The organism is Flavobacterium flabelliforme, from assembly GCF_017948675.1.
Taxonomy (GTDB): Bacteria; Bacteroidota; Bacteroidia; order Flavobacteriales; family Flavobacteriaceae; genus Flavobacterium; species Flavobacterium pygoscelis.
Genome location: NZ_JAGFBU010000002.1, coordinates 89,446 through 107,030, shown reverse-complemented (window position 1 = coordinate 107,030; position 17,585 = coordinate 89,446). Strand labels below are relative to the sequence as shown.

The 17,585-nt window shown below is 32.4% G+C and carries 15 protein-coding genes; 1 reads left to right on the top strand and 14 read right to left on the bottom strand.

What is annotated here, in order from left to right; all coding sequences use genetic code 11:
- Positions 1 to 333: 333 nt before the first annotated feature.
- The 9 genes from J3S90_RS06790 to J3S90_RS06750 form a co-directional block, all read right to left on the bottom strand.
- Entirely contained in the window at positions 334 to 1,338 is a 1,005-nt protein-coding gene (locus tag J3S90_RS06790) for a mannose-1-phosphate guanylyltransferase (protein ID WP_188049978.1), read from the bottom strand.
- Between the two features lie 57 nt (positions 1,339 to 1,395).
- Positions 1,396 to 2,679 (bottom strand): nucleotide sugar dehydrogenase, encoded by a 1,284-nt coding sequence (locus J3S90_RS06785; protein ID WP_210645570.1) that lies wholly within the window; start codon positions 2,677 to 2,679, stop codon positions 1,396 to 1,398.
- Positions 2,680 to 2,837: 158 nt separating this feature from the next.
- Positions 2,838 to 3,311: a UpxY family transcription antiterminator gene (locus J3S90_RS06780; RefSeq protein WP_188049976.1), complete on the bottom strand. Its 474-nt coding sequence runs from the start codon at positions 3,309 to 3,311 to the stop codon at positions 2,838 to 2,840.
- 114 nt (positions 3,312 to 3,425) lie between these two features.
- The gene (locus J3S90_RS06775) at positions 3,426 to 4,817 is read right to left on the bottom strand and encodes a UDP-glucose 6-dehydrogenase (RefSeq protein ID WP_210645569.1); all 1,392 of its coding nucleotides are present in this window, start codon (positions 4,815 to 4,817) and stop codon (positions 3,426 to 3,428) included.
- Positions 4,818 to 4,939: 122 nt separating this feature from the next.
- Positions 4,940 to 5,923: an SDR family oxidoreductase gene (locus tag J3S90_RS06770; RefSeq protein ID WP_210645568.1), complete on the bottom strand. Its 984-nt coding sequence runs from the start codon at positions 5,921 to 5,923 to the stop codon at positions 4,940 to 4,942.
- Between the two features lie 31 nt (positions 5,924 to 5,954).
- Positions 5,955 to 8,402 carry a polysaccharide biosynthesis tyrosine autokinase gene (locus J3S90_RS06765; RefSeq protein WP_210645567.1) on the bottom strand — a complete coding sequence of 816 codons (2,448 nt, stop codon included), beginning with the start codon at positions 8,400 to 8,402 and terminating at the stop codon, positions 5,955 to 5,957.
- A 16-nt stretch (positions 8,403 to 8,418) separates the two neighbouring features.
- Entirely contained in the window at positions 8,419 to 9,210 is a 792-nt protein-coding gene (locus J3S90_RS06760; RefSeq protein ID WP_210645566.1) for a polysaccharide biosynthesis/export family protein, read from the bottom strand.
- Between the two features lie 75 nt (positions 9,211 to 9,285).
- Positions 9,286 to 9,906, bottom strand: a complete 621-nt coding sequence (gene recR / locus J3S90_RS06755; protein WP_188049971.1) for a recombination mediator RecR — start codon at positions 9,904 to 9,906, stop codon at positions 9,286 to 9,288.
- 411 nt (positions 9,907 to 10,317) lie between these two features.
- Positions 10,318 to 10,683 (bottom strand): CoA-binding protein, encoded by a 366-nt coding sequence (locus J3S90_RS06750; protein ID WP_210645861.1) that lies wholly within the window; start codon positions 10,681 to 10,683, stop codon positions 10,318 to 10,320.
- A 146-nt stretch (positions 10,684 to 10,829) separates the two neighbouring features.
- Here J3S90_RS06750 and J3S90_RS06745 point away from each other — a divergent pair, with 146 nt between their 5' ends.
- The gene (locus tag J3S90_RS06745; RefSeq protein WP_188049970.1) at positions 10,830 to 11,456 is read left to right on the top strand and encodes a MarC family NAAT transporter; all 627 of its coding nucleotides are present in this window, start codon (positions 10,830 to 10,832) and stop codon (positions 11,454 to 11,456) included.
- Positions 11,457 to 11,509: 53 nt separating this feature from the next.
- Here the strand turns inward: J3S90_RS06745 and ctlX are convergent, their stop codons facing one another.
- From ctlX to carA, 5 genes are all read right to left on the bottom strand, one after another.
- Positions 11,510 to 12,445: a citrulline utilization hydrolase CtlX gene (gene ctlX / locus J3S90_RS06740; protein WP_188049969.1), complete on the bottom strand. Its 936-nt coding sequence runs from the start codon at positions 12,443 to 12,445 to the stop codon at positions 11,510 to 11,512.
- Positions 12,446 to 12,495: 50 nt separating this feature from the next.
- Entirely contained in the window at positions 12,496 to 13,410 is a 915-nt protein-coding gene (locus J3S90_RS06735) for a dimethylarginine dimethylaminohydrolase family protein (protein WP_210645860.1), read from the bottom strand.
- Positions 13,411 to 13,472: 62 nt separating this feature from the next.
- Positions 13,473 to 14,756 carry a citrate synthase gene (locus J3S90_RS06730; RefSeq protein WP_210645859.1) on the bottom strand — a complete coding sequence of 428 codons (1,284 nt, stop codon included), beginning with the start codon at positions 14,754 to 14,756 and terminating at the stop codon, positions 13,473 to 13,475.
- Positions 14,757 to 14,918: 162 nt separating this feature from the next.
- Positions 14,919 to 16,211 carry a phosphopyruvate hydratase gene (gene eno / locus J3S90_RS06725; RefSeq protein ID WP_210645565.1) on the bottom strand — a complete coding sequence of 431 codons (1,293 nt, stop codon included), beginning with the start codon at positions 16,209 to 16,211 and terminating at the stop codon, positions 14,919 to 14,921.
- A 245-nt stretch (positions 16,212 to 16,456) separates the two neighbouring features.
- Positions 16,457 to 17,557, bottom strand: a complete 1,101-nt coding sequence (carA, locus tag J3S90_RS06720; RefSeq protein ID WP_210645564.1) for a glutamine-hydrolyzing carbamoyl-phosphate synthase small subunit — start codon at positions 17,555 to 17,557, stop codon at positions 16,457 to 16,459.
- Between the last annotated feature and the right edge of the window lie 28 nt (positions 17,558 to 17,585).

Here is a 17,585-nt window from a genome sequence, read left to right as displayed (position 1 = left end):
ATTTTTGCAAATATACTCTTAAAAAATAAGAATCGAAATATTGTTTTAAGAATCGATTTAAATTAAAATTCAACTTTAAAAAACTCAATAACAAATACTTCAAAATCAAAAAAAATAAGATTTAAAAATTGAATTTCCACACATTAAAAATCGCTAGATTTAGTTAAGAAAAATGATTATTTAGGCGGACTTATATTAGATTATTAGTTATAACAATATGTCGAAAAAAAACTACAATTCATAAATAACTGTTGAAATCCGATTCCTGTTGTTTTTTTATTCAATAAAAAAATAGTGGCCGTGTTTTAAATGAAATTTTCAAAAATCTATTTTTTAATTTAACAAATCCGACTGATCTCGTTCCAGCGCATTGTAAACACTTTTTACGTCTTGAGAAAATTCTTTTTTCAGGATTAAATTAGCAGTGTCCGTATGCACAAAAATAGTATCCTTGATGCCAATAAAAGCCGTATAATTATTAGTTCCTATAACCATATTCCCGTTTTCATCTACTGGATGTCCAATGCTAATTAAATAATCGTATACTGATTCGAAAGAACCTAAATCTGACCATTCAAAATGAGAAGAAACTACTTTTATTTTTTTGGAACGTTCCATTATCGCATAGTCCACACTGATCGAAGGGATATTTAACGAAAGTTCTAAGTCTAAATTACCGTCCTTATGGTTTTCCCAGGCTAATTTAGATGTTTCATACACTTCTGGTGCATATACTTTTAATTCCTCCAGAAAAACAGACGCTTTAAAACAAAACATACCACTGTTCCAAAGGAAGTTCCCTTTAGCAATAAAATCACGTGCCGAAACCTGATTAGGCTTTTCCCTAAAAGAAACTACATTATCTCCTTTGCGTTCAATATATCCATATCCTGTTTCTGGTTTAGTGGGAACAATTCCGAATGTTACAATAAAACCTTTAGAAGCCTTTTCTATTGCTTCTTGAATAGCGTCTTCGTACAATTGCATTTGACCAATAATATGGTCTGAAGGTGTGACAATAAGAATATCATCATCGTTCGACGCAAAAGCAGCAAAGGCAATTGCGGCAGCAGTATTTCTTGGAGTTGATTCGATAATATCAATATAAGCTGTGTCTGATTTCTCTAATACATTTTTGCTTAAATGACAATTATCAATATTACCAACCACCATAACTTTATCCGCAATATTACGGTTTCGATCTACAGTCATTTCAAACAGTGACTTTCCGTCAAAAATATCTAGGTATTGTTTCGGTTTACTCTTTCGTGATAAAGGCCACAAACGGCTTCCCACTCCTCCTGTAAGTATAACGTGTGTAATTGAATGGTTTTCCATACTATAACTTTATAGGTTTGTTTGTTTTTATGAAACTACTATTATTTTTTGTGCAAACTACAATCGTCCATCAACGGAATCTCCTAAAACTCCTTTTACATCGTATACGATACTATTGGGATGTTGCAGATGCTTAAGGTCTAAGTTTAAAAACGCTTCATGAGCCACACCTAAAACTACAGCGTCAAACTTTTCGTTCGGTAAAACATTGGTTGTTTCCAATTTATATTCTTGATAAACGGCAGCTGGATCAGCTAGAGGATCGTAAATAGTAATTGCTATTTCATAATCTTGAAGAGCAGCAATCACATCTACTATTTTAGTATTTCGAACATCGGGACAGTTTTCTTTAAATGTGATTCCTAACATCAAAATACGCGCTCCATTAACAGAAATCCCTTTCTTAATCATCAATTTAACGATTTGCGAAGCGATATACTCGCCCATACTATCATTTAATCGTCTTCCTGCCAGAATAATCTCTGGATGGTAGCCAAACTCTTGTGCTCTTTGGGCTAAATAATAAGGATCTACACCAATACAATGTCCGCCCACTAATCCGGGTTTGAATGGTAAAAAATTCCATTTCGTTCCGGCTGCTTCTAGTACTGCGTAGGTATCAATATCCATAAGATTGAATATTTTAGCTAATTCATTTACGAAAGCTATGTTGATATCGCGTTGAGAATTTTCTATCACTTTGGCTGCTTCTGCAACCTTTATCGAAGGTGCTAAGTGTGTTCCAGCAGTAATAACGGATTGGTATAATTCATTTACTTTTTGCCCAATTTCTGGAGTCGAACCCGAAGTAACTTTTAATATTTTATCAACGGTATGTTCTTTGTCTCCCGGATTAATTCGTTCTGGTGAATAACCAACAAAAAAATCAAAATTAAATTTTAGACCTGAAATTCGTTCTAAAACAGGAACACATTCTTCCTCTGTGACTCCAGGATAAACAGTAGATTCATAAACAACAATATCTCCTTTTTTTAATACTTTGCCCACCGTTTCACTCGATTTATACAAGGGTGTTAAATCGGGACGATTGTTTTTATCTACTGGTGTTGGGACTGTAACAATATAATAGTTGCAGTCTTGTATGTCTAAAATATTAGTAGAACAATACAAACCATTTGAACTACTTGTTTTATCTTTTAGCACTTCTTTTAGTGAATCCACACTGATCTCAAGTGTTGTATCGTTTGCTAACTTTAATTCTGAAACTCGTTTTTCATTGATATCAAACCCAACCACACTATGCTTTGTCGCAAATAGACGAGCTAATGGCAATCCTACGTAACCAAGACCTATTACAGCTATTCTTAAATTTAATTTCATTTGTTTAAAATAATATCTATCCCGATTACTCGTATTTATACTTTCGATTTTTAAAGTAAGCTATTTGAACATTTTTTTGAAACGGACATCCTAATCATAAATCCTTTATTTTAAAATAAATAAAATGGATAAAGATCCTTTTCACACTATCAACGGTTTCAAACTAGACTATTTTTTTTCATCTTCAAAACACATCCCAATGATTCTAAAACCAAAACATAATGGGTGTTTTTAACTTCTTGCACAATCGCTTTTTGATCCGTAAAAGGCCCAGATACTAATTGTATTTCATCGCCAATTTTATAATATTCTACCATTACATCAGCAACATCAGAAGTATCAAGCCATTTTTTTATAATAGTTATCTCTTCCTCTCTTACAATTGCTGGTTTGCCTAACCAAAACAGATAACGTACTACTCCAGAGGATTGAAATATTGTATTTCGATCTGCCTCTTCTAATTTTACAAAAACATAAGAATTAAATAAAGGCACCTCTACTTTTTTCTTTCGATCAGACCATTGTTTTATTTGTGTGACCAATGGACAATAACATTCTATTCCATTTTTTTGTAATTGTTCTGCAACTTTTTTTTCCCATCTGGGCTTTGTATAAACTACATACCAATTCATGCTTTATCTTTTTTTGTTGTGCTCTGAAACTAATTGCACCACTTACTATAAACTATAAAAACTTTATTTTATTTGCTGTATAAACCATTTTTACACAAAATAGCCCAATCAAATTTACGAACCTATATTTTGATATACAAAACCAATCTCGCGTAACGCTGCACCATTTAACAAATTTCTTCCATCAAAAATAAACGCGGGTTTTTGCATCGCATTATAAATTTTCTGCCAATCATAGGTTTGAAATTCATCCCATTCGGTAAGAATTGCTATCGCATGAGCATTTTTACATGCTTCATAAGGATTTAAGAAAGAGGTAATACTACTTGCATTTGCAACTGATGATCTTGTCTCTAAATAATTTAAATCATTCAGTATTTTTTCACTTGAAACTTTAGGATCATAAACAGCAATATTGGCATGTTCATTTATCAAATCATCTGCTACGTAAATAGCGGCAGATTCTCTAGTATCATTCGTATCTTTTTTGAATGCCCATCCCAAAAAGGCAATTTTTTTATCCGATACTGTGTTATATAGCGTTTGAACGATCTTATTTGAGAACCTTCTTTTTTGATGGTCATTCATTATTATTACCTGCTCCCAATAATCAGCAACTTCATTCAAACCATAAGATTTAGCTATGTAAACCAAATTTAATATATCTTTTTGAAAACAAGAACCTCCAAAACCAACAGATGCTTTTAGGAATTTAGATCCAATTCTACTGTCCATACCAATTGCTTTTGCTACCTCATTTACATCAGCTCCTGTTTTTTCACACAAGGCAGACATTGCATTGATCGAAGAAATTCGTTGTGCTAAAAAAGCATTTGCAGTTAGCTTTGACAACTCAGAGGACCAAACGTTTGTAGTCAATATTTTATCCGTATCAACCCAGTTAGAATAAACGTCTACTAAAGATTGAATTGCTTTTTGTCCTTCAAAAGTGGCATCACCACCAATTAGAATTCGATCGGGATTCAATAAGTCTTGAACCGCAGTTCCTTCAGCAAGGAATTCTGGATTAGACAAAATCTGAAATTGTACCCCATTCCCAGTGTTGTCCAAGATGCTCTTTATCGCTTCTGCAGTTCTTACAGGAAGTGTCGATTTTTCGACTACAATTTTATTGTCTTTCGCTACTCTTGCAATCTGTCTGGCACAAAGTTCTATGTATTTTAAATCAGCTGCCATTCCTTTGCCTTTACCATAGGTTTTAGTAGGTGTATTTACGGATATAAAAATAATCTGAGCTTCCTCTATCGCTTTATCCACATCGGTTGAAAAAAATAAATTTCTACCTCTAGCTTCACCAACTATACTGTCTAAACCGGGCTCATAAATGGGAATATTACTTAAATCTGCATCATTCCACGCCGCAATACGCTCTGTATTCAAATCGACAACTGTGACTTGAATGTGCGGACATTTTTGTGCTATTACTGCCATAGTAGGTCCGCCTACATATCCTGCTCCGATGCAACAAATTTTTGTAATTCCCATTTTTTTAATTCAATTTTTAATTTTCTACTTAGAGTGTCAACTAACCTTCTTTTCTTTTTATTTAAAGAAAAAGCTACATCATCTTATTCAGCTCCAGCAACATCGTATTTGTGTATTATTTTTTATTTTAAATTGTTCCAATACCATTCAACAGCTTGTTTTAGACCTTCTTGCATAGAAAATTGTGGATTATACCCCATCATTTTTTTTGCTTTGTCAATACTTGCTAAGGAATGCGGAATATCTCCTGCTCTATTTGGACCATACTCAATCTTAATATTGGCTATTTCTGGATCGTATTCTGATAAAAATTCTTTTAAATAATGTATTAAGTTATTTAATGTATTTCTATCTCCATAAGCCGTATTGTAAATGGAATTGATTGCTTCAGGATTTTGGGTTAGCATCGCCAGTTCATTCATTTGAATTACATTATCGATATAAGTAAAATCACGAGAATAATTACCATCGCCATTAATTTTAGGACTTTCGTGTTGCATTAATTGCATCACAAATTTTGGAATAACAGCAGCGTACGCGCCATTTGGATCTTGTTTTCTTCCAAAAACATTAAAATAACGGAGACCAATTGTTTCTAGACCGTACGTAGTGCTAAAAATTTGAGCATACAACTCATTTACATATTTGGTAATTGCATAAGGAGAAAGCGGATTACCAATTACCTCTTCTACTTTTGGTAGGGCAACTGAATCCCCATAAGTAGAAGAACTCGCTGCATATACAAATCGTTTAACTTTTGCATCTCTAGCAGCAACAAGCATATTCAAAAAACCGCTTACATTAACATCATTTGTAGTAATAGGATCATTTAAAGATCTTGGCACAGATCCTAAAGCGGCTTGATGCAAAACATAATCTACTCCTTGAACGGCAGTTATACAATCCGAAAGATTACGTATATCCCCTTCTATTAAAGTAAAATCAGGATGATTGATGCAATCTTTTAAATTATGTCTGTGTCCGGTAGCAAAATTATCTAAACAGACTACTTTATTATCCTTAGATAAAAAATACTCACAAAGATTTGAGCCTATAAAACCCGCACCACCAGTAATTAAAATAATTTTTTGTTTGCTCTCTTCCATATTTTTACTTTTGAGATAATCGATACTGAGTTTATTTTTTTATAATCTTTTTTACAATCTTTTGGTATGTCGTCATTGGCTTATCATCTTCATAATATCCATTTGCATAAGCACCATAGCCGTAACCATAGCCATAACCAGTGCCGTACTTCGCTTTGTTTTCTAGACCATTCAAAATTATACTGGTATTATTCAACTCCCCTCGTTTTACTCTATTATTTAATAAGGTAATCATTTCTTTTTTAGTGAAATTTTGTCTTACAATATAAAGTGTAACATCAGCATATTGTACGAGTTCTAACGCATCCGAAACTAAACCAACCGGTGGTGTGTCTAGAATAATGTAATCGTACTTACCTTTTAATTCTTCAATCAGTTCTCCCATTCTTTCACTAATAATTAGTTCTGCAGGATTTGGAGGAACTGGACCGGATAGAATCACATCTAAATAAGGAATATGAGTTTGGTTGGTAATTTCTTCCACCGTTTTTTGCTTAATTAGATAATTAACAACCCCAACATCATTAGATAAATTAAACTCAGCAGCCAATTTTGGCTTACGCAAATCAAGTCCAATTATAACTGTCTTTTTTTCACTTAAAGCAAATACTGTTGCTATATTTATAGAACAAAAAGTTTTTCCTTCGCCACTTATTGACGATGTAATCATTAAAGTTTTTGCCCCATCTACATTTTGTTTTTTATAAAGAAACTGAAGTGAGGATCGAATGGCTCTAAAGGATTCTGACAAAGCCGATTTGGGTTTATCAAATACCGCTAGATTTGTATTTTCTTTATTGATTCCAACCACACCTATTAATGGTATTTTTGTCATTTTACTAATATCTTCAGCGTTTTGAACTGAATTATTAATAAAGAAAATTGCAAAAATAAAAATCAAGGGGATCAGTATTCCTAAGAATAATGCTAATACATAATTTGCAGAAGTTTTTGGGCCAATTAAACTACCTCCAACATCTTTTGCGGGGTCAATAAAGTGAATGTCTGATAAATTTGCTGCTTTGACAATATCTGCTTCACTTCGTTTTTGAAGAAAAGTGCTGTAAATATTGTCGCTTAAATCATATTTCCTTTTAATTTTAATTAATTCTTGCTGATCCTCTGGAAGTTGCTTTATTGTACTTTCAGTTTCGTTTATCTTACTACTGATCATAGCCAAATCATACTGCAAAGAAGCCTTGGCGCTAGCAATATTTTCTAGAAGAACATTTTTTACAGCCTCCATTTGATTATCAAAATCACTAAATATCTTTTCGCTTTTTACGGCATAGGCCATTTCAGATCTTTGAGCAGATAGCGCTATTAATTTTGAAACATTGACAACAATATTTGGATCTTCGATTCCTGCCACTGATGGCGCTGGAAGTTTTGCATAATTGACACTATTTTTTAGGTAGGATTTTAAAGAATTATAATAGGCAATTTTGCGATTTACCTCGTCCTTTTTGACGTCAAATTCAACTATTTTTTCTGAGAATTTTACTCCACCATCCTCAACATCGTAAATATTTTTGCCTTTCCTAAAACTCTTTAATTCATTTCCGGTCTCTTTCAATTGAGACTCCATAGCCACCAAAGTACTATCTATAAAGGAAATCGTATTCGTAGCAAACTGATTCTTACTATCCAATTGCCTTTTGATCAGCATTTTTACAGTAGCATTCAGGTATTCTACCATTCTTGCTTTATTATTCCCTTGCATCGACAAGGTTATAATAGAACCTCCTTTGTCATCAGATCGAACTCCAATCCCTTTATAACTAGAAACTGTCCCGTCATAATCATTAAAACGAACAAAGTATTCTTTGCCTTTATAAAAACCTGGATTGTCATTTATTTGTAATTTCCAATTCAAAAAAGGCAACGACACTGACTCACCTACTTTATATTTTTTTACGAAATCACCAATTTCAACAGCTGTATTGCTGTAGGAATTAGTAGAATAAGTTAATATAGATACATTTGATGTAGCAAATGGAATTCTAAGTTCATATTCATTTTCACTTAAAAACTTAATGCCAATTAGATTTCCAACAAGTTGTCCCTTTGACTTATCGATTGCCACGTAAAAAGGAACGGCACCATAAGCATCTATTAAATTGTATTTTCCTTGAACTAAATAATCAATATAAAACTGGAGCTTATCTACCACTAACTCATTATGCGATCTAGACTGTAAAGTTGTTGAAATAGTTTGTACCTGATCTGATGTTCCACCCCAATTAAAAACTAGGCTGGTATTTGAGGTAAAAAGTGGATTGCTTTCTTCTTTGACAGAAATAAGCGTTTCCATGGCATAAATTTTTTCTTTGCGTACGTTGACTTGGTACGCAATTGTAAAAGTGATTATTAAACAAATTAAAAACCATTTCCAATAGCTTACAATTTTAATCAAAAACCCTTTGAAGTCAAAATTGACTTGATTTTCAAAAATTGAAAAATCTTTTATATCTAACATTTTCTATGTAAGGTTTTTATTTTTTTAACAACAAAAAAGTCGTTGTTGCCAAAGACAATAAGGTAATAATAGTCCCCAAAGATTCTATTCCCGTTTTCCCCGTTCCCCAAGTCTTTTGTTTTAAGGGCTTAATATAGACATAATCATTGGGTTGCAAGTAATAATAGGGAGATTTCATTACATTAATATCCGTGAGATCTAAGTCATGCATCTCGACACCAGTTGGTGTTTTTCGCATAATAGTAACTGCTTTCCTATTTCCTGTAATTGTAATATCGCCAGCATTTGCAATAGCTTCCATAATATTTAAATGCTCCTGAAACAAGGTCTTAGTACCTGGAGTTCCAATTTCTCCGTTGATCGTATATCGAAAACCAGCCAATTTTACAGTGACAAAAATATTGGCCTCTTTATTAAAATATTCGGCTAATAATTGCTTTTCTACAAATTGTCTAACTTCATCTAACGTATATCCAATTACATTTATATTTCCTAATACTGGGATTCTAATATTTCCATGATCATCCACTGTAAAACCATCAAAATATAATCCTGTTTCAGATTTACCCGCTGAAGCTTCATTATTTGTTGTATTAAAAATACTCACTAATTTAGGATCAATCGCTTTTATAGTAATGCTCAAAACATCATTAATTTGCAAACGATACGGTTTAGATTCGACAGCAGAAATAATTTCTTCTGGCTGTGCATTATCTTTTTTCTGAAGATAAATTAAATCTTTGGTTGGTATGCAAGACGAAACCATCAGACCTATAATTAGCGACAAACAGAGTACGTATTTGCTCATTTTTACTGTTTTTATTAAGCAACAAATATAGCTTTTCATTTACGAATTTAAAGCATCACTATTCTTTAAAATAGATTAATTATTTTTAAACCCTTTTTCAAACGGAATTCTTTGCAAAATACTTCTTCCGAGTGTTACTTCATCCGCATATTCTAGTTCATCACCCACTGAGATTCCTCTTGCAATGGTAGATATGATTATTTCAGATTCCGCAATTTGTTTGTAAATATAAAAATTAGTAGTATCCCCTTCCATAGTCGAACTTAACGCAAAAATAATTTCCTGAACTGTGCCTGATTTTACTTTTTCTACTAATGAATTTATATTCAATTGACTCGGACCAACCCCGTCAATTGGTGAAATTTTCCCTCCCAGAACATGATAAATCCCTCTAAATTGGCCTGTATTTTCGATGGCCATAACATCGCGTATGTCTTCAACAACACAGATTAATTGATGATTGCGATTATTATTAGCGCAGATTTCACATAAAATACTGTCCGAAATATTGTGACAACTCCCGCAATACTTTATATCTTGTCGCATCGCAACTAGCGCTTGTGACAAAAATACAGTTTGATCTTTGGGTTGTTTTAATAAATGTAAAACCAATCGCAATGCGGTTCGCTTACCTATTCCTGGTAACTGAGACATTTCATTAACTGCTTTTTCTATTAATTTTGATGAAAATTCCATAATTACAAAAGTAATGAATTTGAAAAATAGTTATTTTAAAAACTGGAGTTGTATTTGAAAGGAAAATCTAATGGATACTTTTTTAAAATAAAATGTCTAACAATATTCTTTGAACAATATAAGAGTTGAAATTTCAAATCAATTTGTAAAAGAAAATAGGAATTAAAACACTTCAATTTTGGTATTTCTTTTTTTATTAATCCTAAATATAATATCAAAAACCCGATTCTAATGTTCACTTATAGTATAAAACAAAAAATTTTTTTGATGAAGTTGTAACTCTCAGTAAAAAGAATTTAACACAATAATTAGGTCAGTTAATAACAAAACCAATATTCTTATCTCTTTATTGCTTAAAATAAAGAAACAAGAATACTGACCGTATCATTAAGATTAAAAAAATATTGAAATTTAATATTGATTTGTAGTCAACAATACTAATGTACAAGCTATTTCTACCTTAATATCATTTAATTTTAATAACTGATAGAATTCTGGATTTTCGGTACCAGGATTAAAAATAACACGTTTCGGTTTTACCTCTACGATGTAATTATAATAATCACGTTGGCGGGTTGGATTTAAATATAAAGTAACCGTATCAATGTTTTTTATTGGAATAGCTTTCGTTTGAATTTTTATTCCAGCCACTTCACCAGCGTTCTGACCTAATGCAAGCACTGAGTGTCCTTTATCAACCAACATTGTTATCGCTTTAAAAGCATATCTGTCTGGCTTTGTAGTAGCGCCAAGAACTAAAGTTTTTTTACTCTTTATCATTTTATAGAATTGTATTGCACAAAAGTAAGCAAAAAGGATTGTTGGTTAAACTATTTTAAGGATTACTTATAAGTCAATAAAAAACATTAGGTTAACGTTAAAAAGTAAAAAAAGAGTATTTTTGCTATCATAAAAAACAAAACATGGATTTATTTATTTATCTTTTTGTAGCTCTTTTTTCGGTGTTAAACCCTATTGGCACAGTGCCTATTTTTGTAGGATTAACTCAAAATGACACTAAAAAAGAACGTTCAAGAATTTCTTTATGGACAGCGATAAATGTATTTATCATTCTTATTGTTTCTTTTTTTATCGGCCAATATGTATTGATTTTCTTTGGAATTAGCATAGATGCTTTAAGAATTGCCGGAGGAATTATCATTGTGAACTCTGGATTCTCATTACTTTCAGGAAAATTCAATAAAAAGAGAGGTATTAACAAAAAAGCAGAAACTGACGCACAAAAAAGAAATGACATTGCCTTAACACCGCTTGCAATCCCAATGTTGGCTGGCCCAGGATCTATTTCTCTTCTTATTGCTTTTTATCAAGAACACAACGAAACAGTAGAGATTATTGTTTCTTCTTTAGCAATTCTTGCTATCGCTTTTACAATCTTTATCATTCTTAGGAGCGCTCATTATTTAGCAAAAATTCTAGGAGCATCAGGAATAGTAGCTATTTCTAGAATCGTTGGTTTTATAGTTATTGCGATAGGCATACAATATATTGTAAGCGCCATTATTAATATTATAAAGACTAATTTGTAATAGTAAATTTAGAAGCCCTATCAAGTTAAATAAACGAGATAGGGCTTTTAAATTTAATTTCTTGGCAAGAAAATTTCTGCCATCATACATCTGGCGCTTCCACCTCCGCAAGCTTCAATTGTGTCTAAACTAGAACTCAATATTTCGGCATGTTTTTCTAACTGTGTAATTTGTTTTGAAGTCAAAGATTGATGCGCAGCTGCACTCATCACCAAATACCTTTTGTCGTTTGTTCCTCTAACTTCAAGCATGTTTCCTGCAAAATTATTTACCTGATCTTCTGAAATCAAAATAACTTCTTTATTATTTTCCTTGAGATTATCAAGAACCATTTTACGTTCTTTTTTATCATCAATGCAATCCATACAAATAACAGCAAAAGTTTCTCCCAAACACATCATTACATTAGTATGGTAAATTAATTTGCGTTCTGAATCAACCGTTTGAAAAGCTTCAAAGATTACTGGCGCATAATCAAAATCTTCACAGAATTCAATAAAGAGCTCTTCATCTGCACGTGGTGATAAAGCACAATATGCTTTGCTATTCGCTCTATCCAGAAGTAAGCTTCCTGTCCCTTCCAGAAAGAAACCATCTTCTTCTGCAGAAGTATAATCTACAATATTTTGAATCATAAATCCCTTCTCTTCCAGCATATCTAGAATTTCTTCTCTACGTTCTTGACGGCGATTTACAGCAAACATTGGATACAGTGCTACATCTCCATTTTCATGGAAAGAAATCCAGTTATTCGGGAAAATACTATCAGGAGTATCCGGATTTAAAGTATCATCCACCACAGTAACATCTACTCCTACAGCTTGTAATTTCTCTACAAAAACATCAAACTCTTGTTGCGCTTTTGCATTTACAGTAGCAGGCAAAAGCCCATCTAGCACTTTTTGATAATAGTTATTTACTGCCGTTTGTTCATTCATACGAAACGCAACTGGGCGAATCATTAATATAGAATTTGTTGTTTGTTTCATAATTTTATTATTGGTAATAATGACATCTAGCAATGTTCATCATTGTTAAATTAATCTCTAATTAATGGCAAAGTAGAACATCTTAATAAACCTTCTTGCTTTGCAATTTCTGCATATGGAATTTCTTCTACAATAAATCCGTTTTCTCGCAACCAATTGTTTAAACGAGTAAAATTTCTTTCGGAAACAACGACATTAGTATCAATAGAAAACACATTAGAATTCATATCATACATTTCATCTCTAGTAATTTGAAATAAATTTTCTTTTCCAAAAAGATTGACTAAAAACAGATAATCGGCTTCTTCGCGAAAACCATTTTTATATATAATTGCCTTATTATTACCTAATGGCTGAAAACAACAATCTAAATGCAAGGCATTATCACGAGCTTCTATTTTTGATTTAACTAAGTCGAATTCCTTGACAATTTTGTGAGGGAACAAGTCTCTAATATACTGAACCCCTAACATATTTGTTCTTGCTGTAATATAATCTTTATAATCACTTCCTTTATAAGTCCCTATAAAAATATAATCGTTCCAAAGCATAACATCACCACCTTCTATATGAACTTCAGACGGTGGACGTACCACTTTTTTAGGATCTATTTGATCAATGATATACTGTATCGCATCTATTTCTAGTTCTCTATTGGGCAATATATTTGATTTTACAAAAATGTCTTCAATAACAAAACCAATGTCTCTTGTAAATATCTGATTGTAATTTTCAATATTTTCTGGACGATACACAGCTACATCGTATTTTTGTAAAACATTTTTAAAAGCTTGCATTTCATTGATCATATCTTGCTCTTTTGGATAAGTACCCGCTAAAATATGCTCTAATGATTTGGGATCGTAAGCCTCGGCTACTTCGGGTACAGGCCCACTACTAACCGCCGAACCCAGTACTACTGCTCTAAGTCTTGAACTTTCGTTATTTATATTTAGTTTTAACATCATTTTGGATTTTAGCAAATATAAAAAAGCTTCACTAATTAGTGAAGCTTTTACATTTGAAATTATCTTTTATCGGATTCTTTAAAATCTCTTAAAGGATGACCTGTATAAATTTGTCTTGGCCTTCCAATTGGCTCTTTATTTTCACGCATTTCTTTCCATTGTGCAATCCAACCTGGTAAACGACCAATAGCGAACATTACTGTAAACATATCAGTAGGAATACCTAAAGCTCTGTATATAATTCCTGAATAAAAATCTACGTTTGGATATAATTTTCTTGAAACGAAATAATCATCAACTAATGCTGATTCTTCCAGTTTTTTTGCAATTGCAAGAATTGGATCATTAACACCTAAAGTTGATAAAACTTCATCCGCTGCTTTTTTAATAATTTTTGCTCTTGGATCGAAATTTTTATAAACTCTATGTCCAAATCCCATTAAACGGAATGGATCATTTTTATCTTTGGCTTTAGCTAAATATTTATCTGCATCTCCACCTGTTCTGTGAATTTCTTCTAACATCTCAAGAACAGCTTGATTAGCACCTCCATGTAAAGGTCCCCAAAGTGCTGAAACTCCAGCAGAAATAGAAGCGAATAAACCTGCATGAGAAGAACCTACCATTCTTACAGTAGAAGTAGAACAATTTTGTTCGTGATCTGCATGAAGAATAAATAATTTATCTAACGCATCAATAACAATTTGGTTTGGTTTGTAAGGCTCATTAGGTAGCTCAAACATCAATCTCATAAAGTTTTGAACATATCCTTTTGTATTATCGTAATAATTTAAAGGATAACCCATACTTTTTCTATAAGTCCATGTTGCAATAACTAAAAATTTACCCATCGTTTTACAAACAGCCTCATACATCTCTTTCTCATTCTCTGCATTTACAGACTTTGGATTGAAAGCAGTTAAAGCACTAGTCAAAGCAGCTAAAACGCCCATAGGATGAGCCGTTTTAGGAAAACCATCAATGATGCTTTTCATTTCTTCATTAACTAAGGTATATCTTCTAATATCTTTTTCAAATTGCTCTAACTGAACTGCAGTTGGTAATTCTCCAAAAATAACTAAATACGAAACCTCAAGAAAATGTCCTTTTTCTGCTAAATCTTCAATTGCATAACCTCTATATCGAAGTATACCCAATTCTCCATCTAAGAAAGTAATTTTACTAGTACATGAACCTGAATTTTTATAACCTGGATCTAGAGTTATCATACCTGATAAATCACGTAATTTGCTAATGTCAATAGCTACTTCATTCTCACTACCTGTAACAATAGGCAGTTCAAATTTCTCGCTATCAACCTCTAATATTGCTGTTTTTGACATCATATAATTGGAATAAACTTTTAAAAATAATAATTTACCAAATCTAAGGAATTTAACATTAAATAAAAAGAGAATTGTACCTTCAATATGTTAAATATAATAAAAAACCCACCCTCTTTTGGAGGGCAGGTTTTTTATAAGTTAAGTACTATGTTTAAAGTTTTATTTTATTTTAAATGCATTTTTGCCCGGGAAATAAGCAGTATCACCTAACTCTTCTTCTATTCTTAATAACTGATTGTATTTTGCCATTCTATCGGAACGAGAAGCAGAACCAGTTTTTATCTGACCACAGTTCAATGCAACCGCTAAATCTGCAATAGTATTATCTTCAGTTTCTCCTGAACGGTGCGACATCACAGAGGTATACCCAGCATTTTTAGCCATATTAACCGCCGCAATAGTTTCTGTCAAAGTTCCAATTTGGTTTACTTTAATAAGGATAGAATTAGCAATTCCTTTTTCAATACCTGTTGACAAACGCTCTACGTTAGTTACAAATAAATCATCACCTACTAATTGTACTTTACCACCAATTTTTTCAGTCAATAATTTCCAACCATCCCAGTCATTTTCATCCATACCGTCTTCAATAGAAATGATTGGATATTTCGCTACTAATTCAGCTAAATAATCAACTTGCTCTGAAGACGACCTAACTTTTCCAGTTTCACCTTCGAATTTAGAATAATCATATTTACCATTTACATAGAACTCTGCAGCGGCACAATCTAAAGCGATCATGATTTCATCTCCAAAACTATAACCAGCGTTTTCAACCGCTTTTTTGATAGTATCAATCGCATCTTCAGTTCCACCAGGAAGATTTGGCGCAAAACCTCCTTCATCACCTACAGCAGTCGAAAGACCTCTATCATGAAGTACTTTTTTCAAACTATGAAAAATTTCAGTTCCCATTTGCATAGCTTGAGAAAATGAAGTTGCTTTAACCGGGAAGATCATAAATTCTTGAAAAGCAATTGGCGCATCAGAATGCGATCCTCCATTAATGATATTCATCATAGGCACAGGTAATGTATTTGCTGAAACACCACCAACGTATCTGTATAAAGGCAATCCTAATTCATTTGCAGCAGCTTTTGCTACAGCAAGTGAAACCCCTAAAATAGCATTAGCACCTAGATTCGATTTATTTGAAGTTCCGTCTAAATCAATCATCATTTGATCAATTAAATTTTGTTCAAAAATAGAAACTCCCAAAAGTTCCTCAGCAATAATGGTATTTACATTTTTCACTGCATTCAAAACTCCTTTTCCTAAATAGGCTTTTCCTCCATCGCGTAATTCTACTGCTTCATGTTCGCCTGTAGAAGCACCAGATGGTACTGCCGCTCTACCTAAAATTCCATTATCTGTAATTACATCTACTTCAATTGTAGGGTTACCTCTTGAATCAAAAATTTGCCTTGCGTGAATTTTTATAATTATACTCATAATACTTCGTTTTATATTTAAATTACAAATATATCCTATCTATTTTGATTGATTTTATGAAAACTACGAATCTTATTAACGAAAACGTTGTAAATTATTTACAATTAATCTGTTTAAACTATTAAAAGTAAAAATAGATTCAAAAAAGAAATTATAGATGTAATCTGGTTAGTTTTTATACATTTTAGGATTGAATCAAATAGAGTCAATCCTAAATCTGTCTTTTGTAAAAATAATAACTGAAATTATCTTTTTAGATTCTTAATAAATTCATCAAATAAATAAGAAGAATCATGAGGACCTGGGCTAGCTTCTGGGTGATATTGAACTGAGAAACAGTTTTTATTTTTCATTCTCATACCTGCTACTGTTCCATCATTAAGATGAAGATGCGTAATTTCGAAATCATCATTAGCTTCTAATTCTTCTTTATTTACAGCAAAACCATGGTTTTGAGAAGTAATTTCCCCTTTTCCTGTAATAATATTTTTTACTGGATGATTAATACCTCTATGTCCGTTGAACATTTTATAAGTAGAAATTCCATTCGCTAAACCAATCACTTGATGTCCAAGACATATACCAAATAAAGGTTTATTATTTTCAAGTATTTCTTTAGCTACTTGAATAGCACCAGAAAGTGGCTCTGGATCACCAGGTCCATTCGATAAAAAATAACCATCTGGGTTGAATGATGCTAAATCTTGATACGTTGAATCATAAGGAAAAACCTTAATGTAACAATCTCTTTTAGCTAGATTACGTAGTATGTTCGTTTTTATTCCTAAATCAAGTGCTGAGATTTTATAAGTAGCATTCTCTTCTCCGTAAAAATAGGGTTCCTTAGTAGAAACTTTAGAAGCTAATTCTAAACCTTTCATATCGGGAACGTTGGCTAAAGCTGTTTTTAGATCAGCAACAGAAGTTCCATCTGTGCAAATTACTGCATTCATAGCTCCGTTGTCACGGATATAGCTAACCAATGCTCTAGTATCTACATCAGAAATGCATATGAGATTTTGTTTAGTAAAATAATCCTCTAAACTTCCTGAAGCATCTTCACGAGAATAATTAAAACTAAAGTTTTTACAAACCAAACCTGATATTTTGATACTTTCTGATTCTACTTCTGAATCATTCACACCATAATTTCCGATATGTGCATTTGTAGCTACCATTAACTGCCCAAAATAAGAAGGGTCAGTAAAAATTTCTTGGTAACCAGTCATTCCTGTATTAAAACAAACTTCTCCAAAAGTAGTTCCACTGATACCAATAGATTTCCCGTGGAAAATAGTTCCATCGCTTAGTAGAAGTATAGCGCTTTGTCTTGTTGTGTATTTCATTCGTTTATTTCTAAATGTTGTAAGGTTG

Excerpts from the sequence above, each read along its gene's own strand:
- J3S90_RS06785 (WP_210645570.1), bottom strand. The coding sequence starts at position 2,679 with ATGAAATTAAATTTAAGAATAGCTGTAATAGGTCTTGGTTACGTAGGA.
- recR (WP_188049971.1), bottom strand. The coding sequence starts at position 9,906 with ATGGAATTTTCATCAAAATTAATAGAAAAAGCAGTTAATGAAATGTCT.
- J3S90_RS06790 (WP_188049978.1), bottom strand. The coding sequence starts at position 1,338 with ATGGAAAACCATTCAATTACACACGTTATACTTACAGGAGGAGTGGGA.
- eno (WP_210645565.1), bottom strand. The coding sequence starts at position 16,211 with ATGAGTATAATTATAAAAATTCACGCAAGGCAAATTTTTGATTCAAGA.
- J3S90_RS06735 (WP_210645860.1), bottom strand. The coding sequence starts at position 13,410 with ATGTTAAAACTAAATATAAATAACGAAAGTTCAAGACTTAGAGCAGTA.
- J3S90_RS06775 (WP_210645569.1), bottom strand. The coding sequence starts at position 4,817 with ATGGGAATTACAAAAATTTGTTGCATCGGAGCAGGATATGTAGGCGGA.
- J3S90_RS06780 (WP_188049976.1), bottom strand. The coding sequence starts at position 3,311 with ATGAATTGGTATGTAGTTTATACAAAGCCCAGATGGGAAAAAAAAGTT.
- J3S90_RS06765 (WP_210645567.1), bottom strand. The coding sequence starts at position 8,402 with ATGTTAGATATAAAAGATTTTTCAATTTTTGAAAATCAAGTCAATTTT.
- J3S90_RS06730 (WP_210645859.1), bottom strand. The coding sequence starts at position 14,756 with ATGTCAAAAACAGCAATATTAGAGGTTGATAGCGAGAAATTTGAACTG.
- ctlX (WP_188049969.1), bottom strand. The coding sequence starts at position 12,445 with ATGAAACAAACAACAAATTCTATATTAATGATTCGCCCAGTTGCGTTT.
- carA (WP_210645564.1), bottom strand. The coding sequence starts at position 17,557 with ATGAAATACACAACAAGACAAAGCGCTATACTTCTACTAAGCGATGGA.
- J3S90_RS06760 (WP_210645566.1), bottom strand. The coding sequence starts at position 9,210 with ATGAGCAAATACGTACTCTGTTTGTCGCTAATTATAGGTCTGATGGTT.
- J3S90_RS06745 (WP_188049970.1), top strand. The coding sequence starts at position 10,830 with ATGGATTTATTTATTTATCTTTTTGTAGCTCTTTTTTCGGTGTTAAAC.
- J3S90_RS06770 (WP_210645568.1), bottom strand. The coding sequence starts at position 5,923 with ATGGAAGAGAGCAAACAAAAAATTATTTTAATTACTGGTGGTGCGGGT.